General features: G+C 28.2%; 19 protein-coding genes. 12 read left to right on the top strand and 7 right to left on the bottom strand.

What is annotated here, in order from left to right; all coding sequences use genetic code 11:
* Window positions 1-206 precede the first annotated feature (206 nt).
* Window positions 207-1,493: a dicarboxylate/amino acid:cation symporter gene (locus R4I97_RS04300; protein ID WP_335783855.1), complete on the top strand. Its 1,287-nt coding sequence runs from the start codon at window positions 207-209 to the stop codon at window positions 1,491-1,493.
* Window positions 1,494-1,601: 108 nt separating this feature from the next.
* Here R4I97_RS04300 and R4I97_RS04295 read toward each other — a convergent pair whose 3' ends face one another.
* The gene (locus R4I97_RS04295) at window positions 1,602-3,029 is read right to left on the bottom strand and encodes a 6-phospho-beta-glucosidase (protein ID WP_335783854.1); all 1,428 of its coding nucleotides are present in this window, start codon (window positions 3,027-3,029) and stop codon (window positions 1,602-1,604) included.
* A gap of 200 nt (window positions 3,030-3,229) precedes the next feature.
* Between R4I97_RS04295 and R4I97_RS04290 the strand changes: the two genes are divergently transcribed.
* From R4I97_RS04290 to R4I97_RS04280, 3 genes are all read left to right on the top strand, one after another.
* Window positions 3,230-4,573: a PTS sugar transporter subunit IIC gene (locus R4I97_RS04290; protein ID WP_335783853.1), complete on the top strand. Its 1,344-nt coding sequence runs from the start codon at window positions 3,230-3,232 to the stop codon at window positions 4,571-4,573.
* Window positions 4,574-4,677: 104 nt separating this feature from the next.
* Window positions 4,678-6,009, top strand: a complete 1,332-nt coding sequence (locus R4I97_RS04285; RefSeq protein ID WP_335783852.1) for a PTS sugar transporter subunit IIC — start codon at window positions 4,678-4,680, stop codon at window positions 6,007-6,009.
* Window positions 6,010-6,027: 18 nt separating this feature from the next.
* A complete protein-coding gene (locus R4I97_RS04280) occupies window positions 6,028-7,350 on the top strand; it encodes a PTS sugar transporter subunit IIC (protein ID WP_335783851.1) in 1,323 nt (440 codons plus the stop codon).
* A 429-nt stretch (window positions 7,351-7,779) separates the two neighbouring features.
* Here R4I97_RS04280 and rseP read toward each other — a convergent pair whose 3' ends face one another.
* The 3 genes from rseP to R4I97_RS04265 form a co-directional block, all read right to left on the bottom strand.
* Complete coding sequence (gene rseP, locus R4I97_RS04275; RefSeq protein WP_335783850.1) at window positions 7,780-9,156, bottom strand: RIP metalloprotease RseP; 1,377 nt, start codon at window positions 9,154-9,156, stop codon at window positions 7,780-7,782.
* 181 nt (window positions 9,157-9,337) lie between these two features.
* Window positions 9,338-9,928: an L-threonylcarbamoyladenylate synthase gene (locus R4I97_RS04270; RefSeq protein WP_335783849.1), complete on the bottom strand. Its 591-nt coding sequence runs from the start codon at window positions 9,926-9,928 to the stop codon at window positions 9,338-9,340.
* 23 nt (window positions 9,929-9,951) lie between these two features.
* Window positions 9,952-10,974, bottom strand: coding sequence for a diguanylate cyclase domain-containing protein (locus R4I97_RS04265; RefSeq protein ID WP_335783848.1), 1,023 nt, complete (start codon window positions 10,972-10,974; stop codon window positions 9,952-9,954).
* A gap of 202 nt (window positions 10,975-11,176) precedes the next feature.
* On the opposite strand from R4I97_RS04265, the gene R4I97_RS04260 reads away from it, so the two are divergent.
* Complete coding sequence (locus R4I97_RS04260; RefSeq protein WP_335783847.1) at window positions 11,177-11,797, top strand: hypothetical protein; 621 nt, start codon at window positions 11,177-11,179, stop codon at window positions 11,795-11,797.
* On the opposite strand, the gene R4I97_RS04255 is transcribed toward R4I97_RS04260, so the two are convergent.
* The 3 genes from R4I97_RS04255 to R4I97_RS04245 form a co-directional block, all read right to left on the bottom strand.
* Window positions 11,794-13,350, bottom strand: a complete 1,557-nt coding sequence (locus R4I97_RS04255; protein WP_335783846.1) for an NAD-dependent epimerase/dehydratase family protein — start codon at window positions 13,348-13,350, stop codon at window positions 11,794-11,796. The genes R4I97_RS04260 and R4I97_RS04255 overlap by 4 nt on opposite strands.
* 11 nt (window positions 13,351-13,361) lie before the next feature.
* Window positions 13,362-14,918, bottom strand: coding sequence for a hypothetical protein (locus R4I97_RS04250; protein WP_335783845.1), 1,557 nt, complete (start codon window positions 14,916-14,918; stop codon window positions 13,362-13,364).
* A gap of 270 nt (window positions 14,919-15,188) precedes the next feature.
* Window positions 15,189-15,668: a hypothetical protein gene (locus tag R4I97_RS04245; protein WP_335783844.1), complete on the bottom strand. Its 480-nt coding sequence runs from the start codon at window positions 15,666-15,668 to the stop codon at window positions 15,189-15,191.
* 230 nt (window positions 15,669-15,898) lie between these two features.
* On the opposite strand from R4I97_RS04245, the gene R4I97_RS04240 reads away from it, so the two are divergent.
* The 7 genes from R4I97_RS04240 (at window position 15,899) to R4I97_RS04210 (ending at window position 21,195) form a co-directional block, all read left to right on the top strand.
* A complete protein-coding gene (locus R4I97_RS04240) occupies window positions 15,899-17,254 on the top strand; it encodes a signal recognition particle protein (protein ID WP_335783843.1) in 1,356 nt (451 codons plus the stop codon).
* Between the two features lie 22 nt (window positions 17,255-17,276).
* A complete protein-coding gene (gene rpsP / locus R4I97_RS04235) occupies window positions 17,277-17,642 on the top strand; it encodes a 30S ribosomal protein S16 (protein WP_335783842.1) in 366 nt (121 codons plus the stop codon).
* A gap of 27 nt (window positions 17,643-17,669) precedes the next feature.
* Window positions 17,670-17,912 (top strand): KH domain-containing protein, encoded by a 243-nt coding sequence (locus R4I97_RS04230; RefSeq protein ID WP_014489041.1) that lies wholly within the window; start codon window positions 17,670-17,672, stop codon window positions 17,910-17,912.
* Window positions 17,909-18,418: a ribosome maturation factor RimM gene (gene rimM, locus R4I97_RS04225; RefSeq protein WP_335783841.1), complete on the top strand. Its 510-nt coding sequence runs from the start codon at window positions 17,909-17,911 to the stop codon at window positions 18,416-18,418. Before R4I97_RS04230 ends, rimM begins: the two co-directional genes overlap by 4 nt.
* Before the next feature lie 362 nt (window positions 18,419-18,780).
* Window positions 18,781-19,311, top strand: a complete 531-nt coding sequence (hslV, locus tag R4I97_RS04220) for an ATP-dependent protease subunit HslV (RefSeq protein WP_295297391.1) — start codon at window positions 18,781-18,783, stop codon at window positions 19,309-19,311.
* A 3-nt stretch (window positions 19,312-19,314) separates the two neighbouring features.
* Window positions 19,315-20,676, top strand: coding sequence for an ATP-dependent protease ATPase subunit HslU (gene hslU / locus R4I97_RS04215; protein WP_335783840.1), 1,362 nt, complete (start codon window positions 19,315-19,317; stop codon window positions 20,674-20,676).
* Between the two features lie 24 nt (window positions 20,677-20,700).
* The gene (locus R4I97_RS04210; protein WP_335783839.1) at window positions 20,701-21,195 is read left to right on the top strand and encodes a bacteriohemerythrin; all 495 of its coding nucleotides are present in this window, start codon (window positions 20,701-20,703) and stop codon (window positions 21,193-21,195) included.
* Window positions 21,196-21,287: the final 92 nt, after the last annotated feature.

The following is a 21,287-nucleotide window of genomic DNA, read 5'->3' as shown; positions in this document are numbered from 1 at the left end:
AGTATCAAACATCACAAACTATAACTTCTTATATTCTACAAATATATTAATATTAGTCAATAATCTGATTAGTATACAAATAGTTATATTTTAGTATAATTTTTTAATAATAAATAAAACTTTTAAAACAAGTGTTTTTTATTAAAAACTTGATTTTTATATTATTACATAATATATTTTTACAAATTATTTTGAGGATTATAAACATGTCTATAATAAAAGATTTAAAAAGCAAGTTACTCATTATGATACTCATTAGTTTAATTATTGGTGCCATACTTGGAATGCTTGCTTCTTCTTATGCTTCCGATGAAACATTAAAAACATTAATTTCGATATCAGACCCTATAGGTAATATTTTTATAAGGCTGTTAAAAATGATAGTAATGCCTGTGATTATTTTTACTTTAATAAGCGGAGTTTCAAGCATATCGCCAAAACATCTTGGTATAGTTGGTATCGTCATACTTATTTTTTATATTATCACTTCTGTAATATCTTCTGTTTTTGGACTTGCCGTTGGTAATTTATTAAAACCGGGGTTGGATTTAGATTTAAATATGGCTATGGTTACTACAAAAGAGTTTGTAAAACCTAATTTTATAGATACTTTGCTTTCAACAATACCAACGAACCCTTTTTCATCTTTTGCTAAAAATGACGGCGATGTTCTTCCTACAATATTTTTCTCTATATTCTTTGGTATTTCCTTGGCATTTTGCAGGGATAATGAAAGTACAAAAAATAGTGCTGACATTGTTTATAAGTTTTTTGACGGCTGTACACATATTATAATAAAAATAGTTGGTTGGATTATGTTTTATGCTCCTATAGGAGTTTTAGCTTTAATATTTACAGTATTTGCTAAAAATGGTCCTGAATCTTTTAAATCATTATTAAAAGTTACATATACTATATATATTGCTTTTGCTATTCAGCTTGTAATTGTTTATAGTTTAATAAATCTTATATTTGGAATTAACCCTAAGAAATTCTTGGTAAAGATTTTTGAACCATTATTCACTGCATTTGTTACACGCTCTTCCGGAGGTACATTACCTATATCTATGAAAGTAGCCGATGAGAAAATGGGTATTAATCAGGGTATCTATAGTTTTACTTTACCTCTTGGTGCTACTATCAATATGAATGGTACTGCTATATATTTAGGTATATGTGCTATATTTATCTCAAATGCTACTGGTAATCCATTAGATTTTAATGCTCAGTTAACTGTTGTAATAGTATCTGTGCTTGCTGCTGTTGGTACCGCTGGTGTTCCTGGAGCTGGTTCTATTATGCTTCTTATGGTGCTTAATTCTATTGGGCTTGATATTAATTCTAATGTAAATGTTGCTGCTGCTTACGGTATGATACTCGGAATAGATGCTATACTTGATATGGGAAGAACTGCTCTTAACATATCTGGAGATTTATGCGGAACTGCAGTGGTTGCTAAACTTACTAAACAAATGGATATGAGTAAGTGGTAAAATTAAATATTTTACATAATTAACATTGTTAATAAATTTAGTTAATAAAAATAAAGGCTTTTAGCGGAGAAATCACTAAAAGCCTTAACAATAAAATAAAAAATACCTCTATTCTAAATTTTCCCCATTACTATCTATAACTTTTTTATACCAGTAGAATGATTTTTTCTTGCTTCTTTTTAAAGTACCATTACCAAAATCATCTCTGTCTACATATATAAAACCATATCTCTTAGACATTTCGCCAGTACCAGCAGAAACTAAATCAATAGGTCCCCAAGTAGTGTACCCTATCAAATCAACACCATCAATTTCAACAGCATCTTTCATATTTTTGATATGCTCTCTTAAATAATCTATTCTGTAATCATCTTCTACATAACCATTTTCATCAGGCTTGTCATGTGCACCGAGTCCATTTTCTACTATAAACATAGGTTTTTGATATCTGTCATAAATATCATTTAAAGTAACTCTTATTCCAAGCGGATCAACAGTCCATCCCCATTCGGTTTGTTTTAATGCTGGGTTTTTAATATCTTTTTCTAAAGCATCTTTTGTTTCTACATGTACAGTTTTATCCACAGTAACACATCTTGTTGTATAATAAGAGAAAGAAATAAAATCAACAGTATATTTAGCTAACAACTCTAAATCTTCTTTTTCCATTTTAATATTTAATTTTTCTCTTTCAAATTTTTTCAAAGCATAATTAGGATATTTTCCTCTTGACTGCACATCAACAAAGAAATATGATTCATTATTTTTCTGCTGAGCAGCTAATACATCTTCAGGTCTAGAAGAATAAGGATAGCAAGTACCAGCAGCAAGCATACAGCCTACTTTATTGTTTGGGTCTACCTCATGAGCTATTTTTGTAGCCAATGCACTTGCCACCAATTCATGATGCGCCGCTTGATATTTTACTTCTTCTTCATTTTCACCATCTTCAAAATAAAGTCCGGCTCCCATAAAAGGTAAATGCAAAATCATATTTATTTCATTGAATGTAAGCCAATATTCAACTAAACCTTTATATCTATTAAATATAGCGTTACAAAGATTTTCATAGAATTTTATCATTATTCTATTTTTCCAACCGCCATATTTTGTAATTAAATGCATAGGACAATCAAAATGTGTAATAGTAACTAAAGGCTTTATATTGTATTTTAAGCACTCTTTAAATACATCTTCATAAAATTTTAAACCTTCTTCATTAGGTTTATCTTCATCACCTTTAGGGAATATTCTGCTCCAAGCAATAGACATACGATAAACACTAAATCCCATCTCAGCAAATAATTTTATATCTTCTTTATAATGAGTATACATCTCAATAGCATCTTTTGAAGGATAATAATGCTCCTTATCAAAATCAAACATTTTCATTTTACCGCTAATAACAGCAGTTCTATCCTTACCATGAGGAGCAACATCAACATTAGCCAAACCTCTTCCGCCCTTATCAAATCCGCCTTCACACTGGTTTGCTGCGGTAGCTCCCCCCCATAAAAAACCTTTTTTAAATGGCATAAACGACTCCTTAATTTGTTAAAAACTAATATAAAAATAATATGAAAAAGATAAAAACTCAAACAAGATTTTTTCCACATTAATCTGGTAATTAATTAATAAGAGTTTAATTGACTTGCTTTAAAATTATTTCTATACTGGTTCCTTATAGTAACAATAATATTATTTTAAGAAAATTTATTGGTATAAGGAGATTTTTTATGACTTTCAAAGAAAAAGCCGCAGATTTTATGGAAAATAAATTTCTGCCAAAAATGGTGCAAATAGCCTCAAATAAATACTTAGTTGCTATTAAAGATGGTTTTGTATTCACGACTCCTTTTATTATAGTAGGTTCATTTGTTTTGCTGCTTTTTAATTTACCGCTTCAAGACCCTAATAATTTCCTATATTTTGAACCTTATAGCATTTTTGTAAAAAGATTTCAAACAGAGTTTATACAAATATATAATTGTACCATGGGAATGATGGCTTTATTTGGGGCCTTTGGTATAGGCTATTCATTTGCAGGTCATTATAATATGGATAAACCTACATCAGGTTTTGTCTCTTTATATGCATTTTTACTACTATCCGCTAAATCTATAACCGCTACTATGATAGGAAGTGCTGCTTCATTATTACATGTTGCAGAAAACACAAATATTGCCATATTGGATGCAAGATATTTAGATGCTAAAGGATTGTTCATAGCAATTATATGCGGTTTATTAACAGTAGAAATATCAAGATTCTTAATAAATAAAAATCTTATGATAAAACTGCCTGATTCTGTTCCTCCGGCTATAGCTAAATCTTTTGAAATTTTAATACCTGTAGCTGTTATATCTATATTATTTCAGATAGTAAATATCATAATACAAAACAAGTTACATGTAATGATACCAGATTTATTATTAACTTTCATTCAGCCGCTTCTTAATATGGCAGATGGTTTGCCTGCTATAATTATATTCTTACTATTAATTCACGTTTTATGGTTTTGCGGTATACATGGTCCAAATATTGTTGGTCCTATAATGGGGCTTACTACTTCACTAAACTTATCATTAAACCAAGCTGCTCTTACTGCAGGCGAACAAATACCTAAAATATTTGCTGGAGAATGGATGGCATTCTTTGCATATACTGGAGGTTCTGGAGCTACTTTAGGTCTATGTATAGCTATGCTTATGTCTAAAAATGCTCAAGTAAAAGCTATTGGAAAATTAGCAATTGTTCCTGGTATTTTTAATATTAATGAACCTATAATATTTGGTATACCTATAGTAATGAACCCTTTATTTGCTATACCTTTTGTATTAACTCCGATAATAAATGCAGTAATATCATATATATTAATGGAGCTTAATATTATTTCAAGAATAGTTGCACTTGTTCCTTGGACAACTCCTTCGCCATTAGCTGCATTCATAGCAACCAATTTAAATTTCTTAGCACCTGTTTTGGTGTTAGGATTGGTAGTACTGGATTATTTTATATATAAACCATTTTTAAATATGTATATAAAAGAATTAGAAAAAAAAGAAATAGCTGAAAACTGAAGAAATTATAAAACATTGTTAATGATGCAAAAAATAATCATTAACAATGTTTTTTTATATAAGTCTATAAATAATTTTATAATCATATAAAAAGGGTAATGAAAATGAGTAATAATGAAAAAATTAATGCATTTATAGAAAATAAATTAGCACCAATCATGTCAAAATTTGCATCAAATAAATATATCAATTCTATTAATTTAGGCTTTTATGCGCTCTCTCCGCTTATTATAACATGCTCCATATTTATACTAATTTTTAATTTACCATTTTCAAATCCTGATAGTACTTTATATATAAAGCAATATCAAGATTTTACCCAGTATTTTCATAAATATTATATAGCAATATTCAATTCAAGTATAGGAATTGTATCTATATTTTTATCATATTCTACAGCATACGCTCTTGCAGAACATTATAATTTGGGTAAATTAGCAAACTCTTTTTTGTCAGTATATGCATTTATATTGTTATCAGCAAAAACTTTATCAATATCAGCAATTAATGTAGCATCAGAATTATTAGACTTAAAAAAACAATTACAAATAAATGTTATTGATGCAAGATATTTAAATGCTAAAGGAATAATACTCGCAATAGTTTGTGCTATAGTATGCGTTGAAATATACAGATTAGTAGTAAAAATAAATATTAGATTCCCAGAAATAATACCAAGTGCTATAGCAAAAACTGTAGAAACAATAATCCCATTTTTTATAGTTTCTGTATTATGTATTCTTATTAATGTAATTACAGAAAAATATTTTAATAATACTATCGCAAGTTATTTCCTAAAACTTTTTGAATATTTAACAGCAATTTCAGATAGTTTAATACTAATAATTTTTATATTGTTATTAGTTCATATATTATGGTTCTGCGGCAGTATACATGGCTCTAATGTAGGAAGTGTTATAATAAACCCTGCTGTATTAATTAATTTAAGTATTAATCAATATGCTATTATTAACGGGGAAAATTTAAATAGAATTTTTGCAGGTGAGTTTATGAATGGATTTATATATATAGGAGGTGCAGGAGCTACTTTAGGTTTATGCATAGCTATGCTTATGTGTAAAAATCCAGAAATAAAATCGATAGGAAAAACAAGCATAGTCCCTGGAATATTTAATATTAATGAACCTATATTATTCGGCACTCCTATTGTTATGAATAATACTTTCTTTATTCCATTTATTATGACTCCAATTATTAATGCTGTAATTACATATTTTGCTTTTAAATTAAATATAATAACTAAGATAGTTGCTGCTGTACCTTGGCCTACTCCGTCTATTTTAAACTCATTTGTATCTACTAATTTTAATATAAAAGCCCCTATTCTTATTATTTGTTTGTTTGTAATAGATTATCTAATATATAAACCATTTTTGAATATTCATATAAAAAAATTAAAAATAAATAAAACATAATTAGTTAGGAGAAAACTTATGAAAGAAAAATTTAATACATTTATGGAAAATAAATTCCTTCCTATAATGAACAAAATAGCTACAAACAGATATCTTAACTGTATTAAAGATGGTTTTTTAGTAGCAACGCCGTTTATTATAGTTGGTTCATTTGCACTTCTTATATTTAATTTGCCATTTTCTGACCCAAATAATTTTATGTATTTCAAACCTTATGAAGATTTTGCTAAAGCATTTTCTGCTGATTATATACAAATTTTTAATGTAAGTATGGGAATATTATCTATATTTGTAGCTTTTGGAATTGGGTATTCTTTGGCAGGATATTATCAGTTTGACCAATTAACAAATGGTTTTCTTGCATTATATGCTTTTCTTTTATTATCTGCTAAATCATTGGCTGTTACTGTAACAAGTGCGGCAAGTGCTTTGCTTTATGTTTCTGAAAATACAAATGTAACGGTACTAGATGCAAGATATATGGACGCTAAAGGGCTTTTTGTGGCTATTATAGCGGCAATACTTTCGGTTGAAATATCCAGATTTTTAATAACAAAAAAAATAACTATAAAACTCCCAGATTCTGTACCTCCTGCTATAGCTAAATCTTTTGAGATTCTAATACCTGTGGCTGTTATATCTTTAATATTTCAATCTGCAAATGTAATAATACAAAAAACTATGAATATTATGACACCAGAGCTAATAATGAGCATACTTCAGCCTATATTAAGTAAATCTGATAGTTTAATATATTTAATTTTGGTAATATTTTTCGTGCATATATTATGGTTCTGCGGTATACATGGTTCAAGCATAGCTAATGTTGTATTGCAGCCTATAGCTTTTACAAATATAGCTTTAAATCAGGCGGCACTTGCGGCAGGAGAAAGTATACCCACTGTATTTGCAGGAGATTTTATGAGTAATTATGTATATATAGGCGGTTCTGGTGCTACTTTAGGTTTATGTATAGCTATGATTATGAGCAAAAATGCACATCTAAAATCTATGGGTAAATTATCTATTATACCCGGTATATTTAATATAAATGAACCTATAATATTCGGTACTCCTATAGTAATGAACCCTATTTTCTTGATTCCTTTTGTACTTACTCCTATAGTAAATGTTATTATAAGTTATTTATTTTTGCAGTTTAATTTAGTATCTAGAATAGTAGCATTAGTTCCTTGGACCACACCTTCTTTTCTGGGTGCTTTTATATCTACTAATTTGAATTTTGTAGCACCATTATTAATCATTGGATTAATAGTATTGGATTATTTTATTTACAAGCCTTTTTTAACTATTTATGAAAAAGAGATGGAAAATAATTAAAAATATAATTTTCTAAGGAAATTTAATATTATGAAGGAAAAATTTAATAACTTTATGGAAAACAAGTTTCTTCCAATAATGTCAAAGATAGCAGCAAATAAATATATTAATTGTATTAAAGAATTTTTTTATATTACAAGCATTTCATAATTGCAAGTATATTTATTTGCTGTTTTTTAATAGATTATCCGAATAATTTTATATATTTTTAAGTTTTATAAAAATTTTATGTTAATATTTTAGTAAAATTATATACAGATTTTTAATGTAAGTATTAAAATAAATAGATATTTATCATTGAGCAAGCTTATAAATATTTTACATTACTTCTTAATTTTATATAAATTTCTTAAGCTTTATAATTCTTTAATAATAAAAAAAGAGACCCTAATTTTTTAGAGTCTCTTTTATTTATATTAAAACCTTCATTTATTTAAATATTTGAGTGATGTCGTTTATTGTTATAAATATAGCAAGCGTTATTAAAAATGCTGCCCCAAAAGCTTGTATTTTTGTAAGCACTTTTCTATCTATAGGTCTTCTCATTATAAGCTCTATAAAAGAAAATACTATCATACCACCATCTACAACAGGAAGAGGAAGAAGATTCATTAAAAATAGTATCAAACTTATTGTAGCAGTAAAAGATAATATAGTTCTAATTCTATCAACACTAACAGATATTACCTGAGAAGAAAGCTGTATTATTCTTACAGGCCCGCCCAAATTTTCTCTTACTGACAACTTACCTGTAAATAAAAGCTTTAATCCATTTACATAAGAAACAATATATTTTCCAGTTTCTTTAAAAGCCTCAGGTATAGATTTTGGAAAAGCTGTGCCTTCTATTTTTTCAACTTTTATAGGAGTACTCATAAACTCTATACCTAAACTTCCATAAGTACCATTTTTTGATTCAACAGGTTTCGGCATGGCTTCTCTTGTTATCTCTTCTCCATCTCTTAAAACAGTAATTGTAATTTTATTTAAAGCATTATCCATTATAAGAGGTCTGAAATCTGCTATATTATCTGCTTTTATATCATTTACAGCTAATATTCTATCTCCAGCTTGAAGTCCAGCTTCTTCCGCAGCAGAATCTCTAACTACATTTTTTATAATCAAATCACCGCCAAAATAAAAACCTAATGCCTTCTCGCCGCTTAATGCCTTTAATATTTCTACAGATGGTATAGATACATTTACTGTTTCTATATTTCCGCTTTCTTTAGATTTTCTATTTAATGTAAAGTTAATATTATTTGCATTTTTTTGTATAGCTTCTTCATTTATAAGTTTTAATACATCGTTGTCATAATTAACTTTAACTCCATTTACCGCTGTAATAGTATCTCCGCTTCTCATTCCATATTCATAAGCTAATGTATTTCCAGATTTTGCATGCATATATTTAGCATCTTTAAATACGCTTATAGTTGGAGAATATAAATCCACTGTAGAAGGTATTGATACTAATATAACAAGAAGTAAAAAAGCAAATAAATAGTTAAAAAACGGACCTGCAAAATATACTATAATTCTCTTTAAAGGAGACATACTTATAAAATCATCATCTTCTACTTTTCCATCTTCTGACATCTCTCCCTTAAACTTACAGTATCCTCCAAATGGTATTATTGATAATCTAAAATCTATTCCTTTTATAGTTTTTCTAAATATTATAGGTCCAAATCCTATTGAAAAAGCTTCTGCCTTTATTCCAACAGCTAAACCAGCAAGTAAATGTCCCATTTCATGTACAAATACAAGTACACTTAATAATATAATAGCACCTATCCAACTCAATTTTTGACCTCCTTAAAAGTTCTTATTGAGAATAATTACTAATTAATATATATTATTTAAAAATATATTTCAAGACTAATATTTTAATATTTTTTAAATTTGAAAAATGATATATTATTTTTAATATATTTCAATAGGGGGATTATATAAATTTATTTTTTATATAAATTCATATTTTATATTATAAATAAACGCTTCCCTGACGAAGCACTTTATTATTAATGCAATCATATAAAGTTGAAGGGAGTTTTTTTTCAATAGTACCGCAATTAACTATAAGGTCTACTTTATCTTTATAAAGCTCCACGAGTTTATTCCCGTCATATATAACACCATAACCAGTAGGATTAGCTGAGGGTGCTACTAAAGGAGGAGTTAATTGCAAAAGTTTTTTCATATAATCATCTTTAGGTATTCTAATAGCTACTGTATCTTTTAGATATAGAAAATCTTTTTTTATAATTTTTTTTAGTGGCATAATAAAAGTAAGTTCACCCGGTATTTTTGCTTTTACTATATCAGGTATATTTCCTTCACATAATATATCAATAAATTTAGAATCTTTTAGAAGTATAAGCAAAGGTTTTTCTCTTTCTCTCTCTTTTATTGAATATATTCTATTAATAGCATCAACATTAAAAGCATCAGCTAACATTCCATAAACAGTATCAGTTGGAGATATCACAACACCGCCGTTATTTATAACTTTAGCCGCCTCTTCTACAGCATATTCTACACTATCAGCATTTGTTTTATCAAGTTCAATTACCATATAAGTATCCTCATTATTATTAATTATCTTCTAATAACAGTAGGGTGAATATACACTTTAGCAAAGCCTCTTCTCTTTGCATTATGTAAAGCAAGAAGCGAAGGAGCTATTTCCTTATCAAGATTATCAAAATGATAGTTTTCTTTGTATGCAGTATATGCTATTCCAGCAGATACAGTATATTTTATAACTATTTCATTATACATAATTTCATTTTTATTAACTAATTCTTTTATTTGTTCTATTTTTTCTTCATATAGCCTTATATCCATTCTCTTGAATGCAACTATAAATAAATTTGTATCATACCTGGCTATGATATCTTCTTCTCTGGTGGCATTAATTAATACTTTAGAAAATTGTAATATTATTTCTTCTCCTGCCATTATACCAAATTCTGATATAATGTCATCTATTCCATCTATTGAAAAAGAAGCTAATATTATAGTTTCCTCATGTCTTACAGTTTCTGCGAGTAATTTTTTAAATTGAATTAAAAATTCTTTTTTATTATAAAAGCCTGTTTCCAAATCAATATTTAGTATCTCTTCATATTTTTTTTGTGATTCTTTATAAGACTGGTAATTTTTATTTGAAGTTTCCGTCATATTATTTAGTGCATTTTGCAGATAATCTATTTGCTTCAGAGTTTTTTGATGTTCTATATACATTTTCTTTTCTTTCATTGCATTATGTACATTAACTATAAACTCCATTTCATCAAAAGGAGTAAATATAAGACCATCAATGTCTAAGGATATAGCCTCTTCTATAAACTCTATTTTTTTATACGGGGTGCTTAATAATATTACAGGTATTCCCTTAGTATTTTCTTGGCTTTTAAAAGTATCTAAAAGCTGAAGCCCTTGAGAATCTCCTATATCAGCATCAATAATGATTAAGTCAAGAGATGTTTCATTAGATATATTAATAGCTTGCGAACGTGATTTTGTTGATATTGGGTTATAATGCCTTTCTTTTAATATATCAACTATTTTTTCTAATAGCTCTGCTCTATGTTCTATGACTAAAATATTTTCATTCATAAATAATACTTTACTAATTTTATATATATGTTTTAATATCGTAAATAAAACAAAATATTTTAAATAAAAATATTCAAATTGCATACTTAAAATATAGCATACAACTTTAGAAAAAATTATATGAACATTAGATTTTATAAATAATTATCCGATATTTAAATAGAGTTTAAAATAATAAGTAGATAAAATTAATTATATAATAATGAGAGTTTTTATATTACTATCTTTATTCTTTATAGGCTGCCAAAGTGCCGTTATTATATCAAACGCTTCTGATGATAAAAATTTAAATAATATAAATTATACAAATAATGGACAACATGTAAATATTACAAATAATGTGATATCTAATAATAATGTCTATTATGTTCAAAATACTGAAAGAGGAAAACTGTTAATATTAAAAGAACCTATATTTTTTGATTCTAACAGCAGTATTGTAAATACAAATAAATATGCCGAAACTTTAGATTATTTATCTTTAATATTAAAATCTACAAATATCATTAATATATACATAGAAGGTCATATTGATTCCAGCGAAGTTAGATATATGAATAAAAATACTGTGTACAATTTAAGTCCTACAAATAATATATTATATTTGTATGATAGATATAATAATGAATTTGATTTATCATATTTGCGCTCATTGGCAGTAGAAGATTTATTAGTAAATGATAATGATAAAATTAAATCCATAGGATTGCAAAACTTAATAGATTATGGAGACGCTCAGAAAAATAGAAGAGTTGAATTTGTTATAATAGAAAACTCTAATGATATGTATGTTTACACTAATTATCTCTATAATTTATATTAAACTTTTTTGTAATGAGCCTTAAAATTTTCATCAAAATAATAGACCATATTTTCATCTTCATCATGCGAATCATACCAAACTTGAGCGAAGTAAGGATTTTTCTTAGCAAGTATATCAAAGTTCCAAGTGTAGTCTGGCATACATTCTTCACACCAATGACCTGCTTTTATAACGGTAAATGGAGAAGCCTCAAATTCATGACCCTCAGCACAAGACCATTTTAACTTTGTGTATAAATCTCCTTTAGTCATACTATTGCTTAAAAGTTTACCGCCTCTAAACTCTGCAGCTTTTTTAAGGTCTTCCAAATCTATTTCACTATCTTTTTTAGTTTCATCATAACCATGATTAAGAAGCTTAGCATTTTTTATATCAAGCAAAGCCTTATAATCTATATAATTTCCTTCAGAATCTTTATTTTCAAAAAGCAAATTAAAATATTCCCACTTTTTAGGCAAATTATCAAAGTTTTCTAAACTTCCAAAATATGCAATTATTTTTCCGTCTTCATTATTTTTACGCCAATATGTTGGTGAATTAGGGTGAGACAAAAGTCTCTGTATAGCAAAAAATGATATTAAAGAAGGGGGCACTATTTTACCTAAAGCATAATACCAATGAGTACGACCTATTTCATTCCAATAATCAGTAACAGACTCTTTTTGATATGAAAATAATTCTTCAAGCTTTTTTCCGTCATAATACCAAAGGCCATGAAAATTTCTTATGGCATTCCAATTAGGCTTCATGTATTTTTTGGTAGAGCCTCCAATTAGTTTGAATCCGTCATTAAATGTATCATAACCAATAAGCCTATTTTCTGCCTTGCTTCCTAAATTAAAACAACCCTTCCAAAAATAATCATCTAAATTGCCTTTTATATCTTCTTCAATTATTCTTTTCATTAAAAGCCCGCTGTCTCTTGCAGTAGCCCATTCAAGCGGTGCATTATAACAAGTATGAAACATTAGTCCATCGCTCATATTATCAGTAAGCATTCTATTATGAAGCATAGCAGTTTGTCTTATTATAGCCCTATTTTCTAATGATGAATCAAGAACATATCTTTCTCCTTTTAGCTTAGAAAAAGAATAAGCATCATAAGGACTTATAAGCAATGGGTCTCCCACTCTTCCCCAAGGGTGTTTTTCGTTTCTATTACCATAAAGAGCAACCGTTGATATATGAACAAGTTTAGGACATTTATCTTTAGGCATTTCTTCTAATATATCAACAATATTTTTAACACCTATAAAATTTGTAAGATGGGCAAGTTTGGGATATTTGTCTGAGTTTGGAGGAATAACTGCTGCAAGATTAAGCACATAATGGCTGTCTTTTATTAGCTTCTCGCAGTCTTCTTTATTATATAAATAACCTGTAACTATTTCTACTCTTTTACCATACTCTTTTTTAAATTTTTCACCTGCTTTTTTGCTTTCTTTTCTTACAAGCACTTTTACAAGTTCAATATCTTCTATCTCCATTAATTGCCTTAATGTTTCAAGCCCCATATTGCCAGTAGCGCCAGTTAAACTAATTGTATATTTCATTAATCCTCTTATTATAATAAATCATTAGTGTTAGTAGTAGTAGTATTCATATCGCCATTTGTATATGAATATATAGGCGGATCTTCCCTTTGTAAATAATCAAATTTAGTAAATGCGTAAGATAATTGAAGTCCTACACCATTAACCCATATAGATTCTTCTTTGCTTGTTACAGCTAAATCTAAGAATAAATCAAAGAATAATCTGTCTTTCCAAGAAAATCCAAGACCAGCATAAAGTCCTAATTTTGATACAAAATCTATCTCAAGAGTTTCTATAACTTCTTTTTGAGCTGTTTCTCTGTATAAAGAATATATATTCATATCTAATCCATATTTTATTCCGCCTCGAATTTCAAACCACTCTAAAGGCTTTATTGTAGTACCAACCGGTATTTCTAAATATGGTTTAATAGTCATTGCATTATGAAGAATATCGCCTGTTGCTATTAAATTACCTTCATCTATTGTATTATTAACATTATCATAAGTATTAGACATTACATAAGTTGTACCCAAATTAGTTATGTCTAGTCTTAAACCTATTCTAGGCTCAGTTGTCAATTTTATCACTCTGTCTATTATATTCCATTCCAAAGTAGGCGCAGCACTAATATCAACACTCATATTAAGATTATAAGTTTGATTGCTTTTAGCTAAACTTCCGTTTATTACTTTATCTATTTCATTAGGAGATATGTTTGTTGAGTTTAAAACAAAACTATTTTGATTATCTTTATAAAGGTCAAATTCCAATCCAAGATTAAAAGTTAATTTTTGCAAAGGTCCTGCTACTAAAGGCATCATAAACTCTGGATAGAATAATAATCTCACAGAATTATCAAAAGAATTTGTTGATGTATTTATATATTGGTCATTTAATATATCTTTTACGCTATTATTTGTTATATAATTCTGCGAGTAATTATTTACTGCTACAGCTATAGGTAAATTTAATTTCATATCATTATCAAAATTAATTGCAACAGCTATTTCATTATACCATTGAGAGTTTGTAATATTATTTGTAAGATTAGCATAATTATTAGCATTAGTTTGATGATAATAAGTATATCCCTGATTAATATAATATCCTCCAGATTTAGCTAATAAATAATGTATAGATATCATATCATTAATTTTAAAAACTGGTCTAAATGCAAAAGAAGTATCCAAGTTTTTTTCTTTACCAAGTATTACTCTATTAGCTACAGGTATATATTCTCTATTATATTCCATAGATTGAGAGTCTATTGAAAAAGCTCCGCCTATACCAAAATACATTTCATTATCTTTTATTGGTATACCGAAGTATAATTGAGCTGTATTTTGCATTCCGTTTTTAAAACTAGGGGCATACATTCCTGAAAATAAAGTTCTATCTAAATCAAATATATCTTTAGCCATTAGTTTATCAGAATACGAAAATATTTGACCGGCTGTTGCTCTTTTTACAGCTGAGTTATCTAAATTAAATATTATATCTTTAGTTGTATAGAGGTTTTGAGAAAATAGATTTGAAAAAGAAAATATAATTATTCCAAATATTATAAATATTCTATTATTCATTTTTTTTCCTAACTAATTTGTTTGCATAAATTTTCACACTAAATTATAACAAAATTTTCATAAATGTAAATTGATATGAAGATAAATTTTCATTTAATAATATTAATTTCGGATTTTTTTTTATAAAGTTTTTTGGTAAATGTTTTATATGTACTACAGCATCATATATAATGAATTTTTTTTAAAAAGTTATAGTAAAATAATTCAATTAATAAATTACAATATAATTTTAACAAAAATTATTTTGTATTGTTATATAATTTATATAAACTAATTTGTTTGCTTATTTAATGCAGTTTGAGGGACTTTTATCCTTTGCTGTTTTTCATCTAATGTAATTATGGTTACACCTTCTATTGTAGCGGTTGTATTATCTTCGAATATAATCATATAATTAAATATAGTAGTAGAATTTGCTTCTTTAGCTGTGATAATATAGGATATTGTATAATAATATATATTATTTTTTATATCTTCATATATGCTTGATGAAGGTATAGAATCATTATCTATAATGATTGAACCATCTTCATTAATAGTTACAATTATTTCTCTTTTACCTGTTGTTTCTTCTGTATCATCTTGCACTTGCTGCGGTATTGGCACGCTGGGATAGTCTGCATTATTTTCCTCTATAGTTCCTATCCAAGTTCCTACAAATTTTTTATTTACGCCTGTTCCTGTAATATTTTGGAGTTTACAGCTGATAATTATCATTAAAAAAAGAGTTAGTTGTAATATATTTTTCATAATATAGCATCAGTATCGACTTTTTTATTTAATTTTTTATATATATAATATACATATAATTTTCATTTTTACACAAAAATTGTTTAATATGTTAGATAATATTTATGAAAAATAAAAAAAATATTCCAAGCAATAGCAGTTTATATGAATTTATCTAAAAATCATTGACTTTTTTATGTTTTTAATTTAGAATAGTCAAGCACGGATTATTGATTTATTGGTGTTTTTAAATGTTTGATAATTTAACAAAATCTATATCTAACGTATTCTCCAAATTACGCGATAAAAAAGTCTTATCTGAAAAAGATATAGAAGATACCCTTATAGGCATTAAAGAAGCTTTACTATCAGCAGATGTATCTTTAGAAGCAGCCGATAAATTCTTAGAAGAAGCAAAAAGAAGAGCTATAGGCAAAGAAAAATTAGAAAACGTAGACCCTGCTAATCAATTCATAGCCGATGTACATGATACATTGGTCTCTATGATAGGCGAAGGTGAAAGCGGTCTTAAATTAGAACCAGTAGAAAAAACAACCGTTACACTTTTATTCGGTTTGCAAGGTTCAGGTAAAACTACTACTTCTGCTAAATTAGCTAAATATTATAAAGATAAAAGAAGAGTTTTCCTTGTTGGTCTTGACGTGCACAGACCTGCCGCTATGGAGCAATTAGCTGTATTGGCTAAAGAGGTTGGTGTTCCTTGTCATATAGATACAAAAGAGAAAAAGCCTTATAAAATATTAAAAAGAGCTATGTCTATCGCTAAAAAAGAGCAGTACAATATGATTATTGTAGATACTGCTGGTCGTTTAGAGATAGATGAAGATATGATGCTTGAACTTAGAAGAGTTGTTAATTCTGTTGATGTTACAGAAAAATTACTTGTTGTGGATTCTACAGCAGGTCAGAGTGTATTTGATGTTGCTAAGAGCTTTCAAAGCAATATTGGCATAAATGGTGTAATACTTACTAAGTTCGATTCTGGTGTTAGAGGCGGTGCTGCTTTATCACTTCGTTATGCAACAGGTTCTTCAGTTAAATTCATAGGTACTGGTGAGCATCTCGAAGATATAGATGTATTTGATGCAAAAAGAGTTGCAGGTCAAATACTTGGAATGGGTGATATAGTAAAACTTGTTGAGAAAGCTCGTGCTGCTATAAGTGAGAAAGAAGCTCAAGAAATGCTTCAAAAAGTTATAGAAAACAATTTTGATTATAATGACTTTTTGAAACAGATAGATGCTACAACAAAAATGGGCGGTATATCTAAAATGACTTCTATGATACCAGGAATGGCTAATGTGGATAATGAATTAATAAGCAGAGAAGAGCAGAAGTTTGTAAAATATAAAGCCATCATACAATCAATGACTAAAAAAGAACGCCTTGCTTTGTTCCCTTTGAACAATTCAAGAAAGATGCGTATAGCTAATGGAAGCGGTCAAAGTATTTATGATGTAAATCAGCTAATAAAGCAATTTATAATGATGAAGAATATGATGGGAAGTACTAAAAAGATGAATAAATTGGCAAAATCCCTAGAGGGCATAGGTATGTCTATAGAAGATTTAAATAAATTAATGTAATAATAATTTGGAGGAAAGAAAGGTGGTAAAATTAAGATTAAAACGTATAGGTCGCAAACATGAACCTCATTATCGTGTAGTGGCAACAGATTCTCGTTTTCCGCGTGATGGTCGTTTTATAGAGGAGTTGGGCTGGTTTAATCCTAAGGCTAAAGATGTTCTATACAAATTAGATTTAGAGAACATAAAGAAATGGCTCTCTAATGGTGCACAGCCTACTTATGCAGTTAAGAGTATTCTCGTAAAAGAAGGATTAATGGAAAAAGATAAAGGAGCACCGCTTGACAGGAAACAAAAAAGAGCATTAAAAAATCCTGAAAAGAGACGTAAGAATCGTACACAAGCTAAGCCAGAGGTAACAACAGAAGAAAGTAACACTGAGGCTTAATATATATTATAATAAAAGGAGTGTGCTATGACGGAAGAAAAAGAGCTTATTGAGTACTTAGCTAAAAAGCTAGTTGATGAGCCTGATGGGGTTAGTGTTAAAGTGATTGAAGGTGAAAAAAGTACTATTCTCGAACTAAAGGTTAATCAAAGCGACATAGGTAAGATAATAGGTAAAAGAGGTCGTATAGCTCATGCTTTACGAACTATTCTTTTTGCTGCTTCTATGAAAAGCGGTAAACGTGTTATGCTTGAGATTATTGACAATTGAAAATTTTTTATTCAACTATCACTAGTGTGCATGGCTTAAATGGAGAGGTAGAATGTACTTTTCTTGATAAAAGTTATTTTACCTCTCTTCCTGTTTTAAACAACAACACACACATATATATAGACAATCAAGAATATAAAATAACAAACATCAAGAAAAAAAATAAAGCTTTTGTTTTCAAATTAGATGAAATAAATAATATTGATGATGCTAAAACCTTAATAGGCAAGGATATTTATATTGACTATGAGAATCTACCTTCTTTAGACGATGATAGTTTTTATGAAGCTGAAATTATAGGCTATAATGTAATAGATTCTGATGGTAAGCTTTATGGTAAAGTAGTGGATTTATATTCTTTGCCTTCCAATTATGTTTTTGTTATTTCTTTAGAAAATAGTAAACAAGAGATTTCTATACCGTTCGTTGGGGCTTATTTCGGAAAAATTGATAAAGTTAATAAGTTTATAGAGATTATAGATAAACCTATAGTTGATGAAGAGTGAATTTTTTATTTTAATTTTTACACAAATATACATTTATTACTTTATAGATATTTCAAACATATAAAGCTATAGTACTTGCACTTTTTGGTTCTTTTTGCTGCGGGAAAAAGAACAACAAAAAAGTTGAATAAAAATACTCATATTACTAAATATAATTCTTTGGTGATATATACTTAAAAACTCAATATATCTACTTTAACAAAAATAACACATTTACAAAAATACATAAATTGACAAAATTATTTCTTTGAGTATATTTATAATACAAGTATTAACTAATCATTGTTAGATTATTACAAAAAATTTGCATTAGAATAGAATATATATTAAAATATATATAGAATTTAAAAAAAGGATAGTATATGTTTAAAGGCACTACTATATGTGCGGTATGCAGAGATGGGGTTACTGCTATAGCTGGAGACGGTCAGGTTACTTTAGGCGAGACAGTGATGAAGCCTAATGCTGTTAAATTAAGAAAACTATACGGGGGTAAGGTAATATCAGGTTTTGCTGGTTCTACTGCCGATGCTTTTACTTTGTTTGAAAAGTTTGAAAAGAGGCTTCAAGAGTTTTCAGGAGATTTAACGCGTGCTGCTGTGGAGCTTGCGCGTGAGTGGAGAACTGATAAGATGCTTAGGAATTTACAGGCGCTTATTATAGTAGCTAGCAAAGAAAAAATGCTTCTTCTATCTGGTAATGGCGATGTGATAGAGAGTGAAAATAATATACTTGCTATTGGAAGCGGAGGACAATATGCTAAGGCAGCTGCTATGGCTTTGAGTGAGAATACTAATCTTTCTGCTAAAGAAATAGCAAGAAAGTCTTTAGAAATTGCTTCACAAATATGTATATATACCAATAGTAATATTTCTTTGGAGGTAATAGAATAAATTATGTCATTTGATGCGAAATTAGAAAGTGAGCTTACACCAAGAAGAATTGTTGAAGCTTTAGACCAATATATAATAGGTCAAACTGAGGCTAAACGTTCTGTGGCTATAGCTTTAAGAAATAGATATAGAAGACGTCATTTACCTGAGGAGTTAAAAGATGAAGTTGCTCCTAAGAATATTATTTTGATAGGACCTACTGGAGTTGGTAAGACTGAGATTGCGAGGAGGCTTGCTAAGTTAGTTAATGCTCCTTTTATAAAAGTAGAAGCTACTAAATATACTGAAGTTGGATATGTGGGAAGAGATGTTGAGAGTATGGTGAGGGATTTGGTGAATGCAGCTATATTTGAGCTAAAAACTTCTATGATGAAAGAGGTTGAAAAAGAGGCTACTGATATTGCTTTGGATAAACTTGCTAAACTTTTACTTCCATCTGTTAAAAAAGAAGATAATGAAATAATATCTGCTGAAGAGGCTGAGAAAAAAAATAATGCCAAAGAGCAAATAAAAAAACGCATAGCTAATGGGGATTTTGATGACAGCTATGTTGAAATAAAAATATCATCTAATCAGGGCAGAATGTTTGGCATAATACCTGGAATGGGATTTGAAGAGAATGACATGATTCAGTCTATGGTTGGAAGCATTATGCCTCAAAATAAAAAAAATAAAAAATTAAGAGTAAAAGAGGCTAAGAAATATCTTATAAATGAAGCATCTGAAAGTTTAATAGATATGGAGAAAGTTACTGCTGATGCTTTATCTTTGGCTGAGAATATGGGGATAATATTTTTAGATGAAATAGATAAGATAGCAAGCGGAAACAAAACAGACAGTGCTGATGTTGCCCGTCATGGTGTGCAGAGGGATTTGCTTCCTATAGTTGAAGGGACAACTGTTAATACTAAATATGGTCCTATAAAAACCGACCACATACTTTTTATAGCGGCTGGTGCTTTTCATATTAATAAGCCTTCTGATTTAATACCTGAATTGCAGGGAAGATTTCCTATTAGAGTAGAATTAAAAGCTTTATCTAAAGAGGATTTTAAAGATATACTTGTTAATCCTAAGAATGCTATTACTAAACAATATCAGGAATTACTTAAAACTGAGGGAGTTACAATAGAGTTTGAAGATGAGGCTTTAGAAAAAATAGCTGATTTGGCTTATAATATTAATACTAATGTTGAAAATATTGGCGCTAGAAGACTTTATACTATTATGGAAAAAGTATTCGAAGAAATTTCTTTCAGTGCAGATGAACATAGCGGAGAATTTATAAAAATAACTTCCGATAATGTTAAAGATGCTGTAAAAGACATAGAAGAAAATAGGGATATTAGCAGATATATATTATAATTATTTAATAATTAGGAGGATATTATGAATGATATGGAAAAAGCTGATTTAAGCCAACTTAATATTGAAGATATAGATGTTGCTTTAAATGAGAGTAATTTATTTATTAAGTGGCGACCTATATATGAAACTAAGCATAAGATTATAGATAATCAGCATAAGGAACTTGTTAATATTATTAATGAACTTTATTTAAGTACTATTAATAATGCTAATGATTCTAATGGTGCTTTTATTAAGGCTGTAAAAAAATGTATTGATTATACACAGTACCATTTCAAAACAGAAGAAAAGATTATGGATTTAATCAATTATTCTGATGCTGAAAATCATAAAGCTATGCATAAGAATTTCTGTATGGAATTGGTTAATCAAATTAGAAAATATGAAGAGGGTCAGCCTTTTGTTGCTAATAAGTTTTTGAAATATTTAAAAGATTGGCTGTTAGAACATATTGCTTTTAGAGATAAAATCTTTGTAGAAGAAGTAATAGCTTATTTGAAAAAAAACAATATATAATTATTTTTTTGTCTACTAATAATGTTAAATATCTCAAATATTTTTTAACAAATTATATTTTTTTTAGTTATATATTTCACATACGAAATTAA

Source organism: Brachyspira pilosicoli, assembly GCF_036997485.1.
GTDB classification, from domain to species: Bacteria; Spirochaetota; Brachyspiria; order Brachyspirales; family Brachyspiraceae; genus Brachyspira; species Brachyspira pilosicoli_C.
The sequence above is the reverse complement of the archived record's forward strand: the minus strand, read 5'-3'. Positions and strand labels throughout refer to the sequence as shown.

Bases quoted from the DNA above. Each gene is read 5' to 3' on its own strand.
- R4I97_RS04280 (WP_335783851.1), top strand. From the start codon at position 6,028: ATGAAAGAAAAATTTAATACATTTATGGAAAATAAATTCCTTCCTATA.
- R4I97_RS04245 (WP_335783844.1), bottom strand. From the start codon at position 15,668: ATGAAAAATATATTACAACTAACTCTTTTTTTAATGATAATTATCAGC.
- R4I97_RS04260 (WP_335783847.1), top strand. From the start codon at position 11,177: ATGAGAGTTTTTATATTACTATCTTTATTCTTTATAGGCTGCCAAAGT.
- R4I97_RS04285 (WP_335783852.1), top strand. From the start codon at position 4,678: ATGAGTAATAATGAAAAAATTAATGCATTTATAGAAAATAAATTAGCA.
- R4I97_RS04265 (WP_335783848.1), bottom strand. From the start codon at position 10,974: ATGAATGAAAATATTTTAGTCATAGAACATAGAGCAGAGCTATTAGAA.
- R4I97_RS04295 (WP_335783854.1), bottom strand. From the start codon at position 3,029: ATGCCATTTAAAAAAGGTTTTTTATGGGGGGGAGCTACCGCAGCAAAC.
- hslU (WP_335783840.1), top strand. From the start codon at position 19,315: ATGTCATTTGATGCGAAATTAGAAAGTGAGCTTACACCAAGAAGAATT.
- R4I97_RS04300 (WP_335783855.1), top strand. From the start codon at position 207: ATGTCTATAATAAAAGATTTAAAAAGCAAGTTACTCATTATGATACTC.
- R4I97_RS04290 (WP_335783853.1), top strand. From the start codon at position 3,230: ATGACTTTCAAAGAAAAAGCCGCAGATTTTATGGAAAATAAATTTCTG.
- R4I97_RS04255 (WP_335783846.1), bottom strand. From the start codon at position 13,350: ATGAAATATACAATTAGTTTAACTGGCGCTACTGGCAATATGGGGCTT.
- hslV (WP_295297391.1), top strand. From the start codon at position 18,781: ATGTTTAAAGGCACTACTATATGTGCGGTATGCAGAGATGGGGTTACT.
- R4I97_RS04230 (WP_014489041.1), top strand. From the start codon at position 17,670: ATGACGGAAGAAAAAGAGCTTATTGAGTACTTAGCTAAAAAGCTAGTT.
- R4I97_RS04240 (WP_335783843.1), top strand. From the start codon at position 15,899: ATGTTTGATAATTTAACAAAATCTATATCTAACGTATTCTCCAAATTA.
- R4I97_RS04270 (WP_335783849.1), bottom strand. From the start codon at position 9,928: ATGGTAATTGAACTTGATAAAACAAATGCTGATAGTGTAGAATATGCT.
- R4I97_RS04250 (WP_335783845.1), bottom strand. From the start codon at position 14,918: ATGAATAATAGAATATTTATAATATTTGGAATAATTATATTTTCTTTT.
- R4I97_RS04210 (WP_335783839.1), top strand. From the start codon at position 20,701: ATGAATGATATGGAAAAAGCTGATTTAAGCCAACTTAATATTGAAGAT.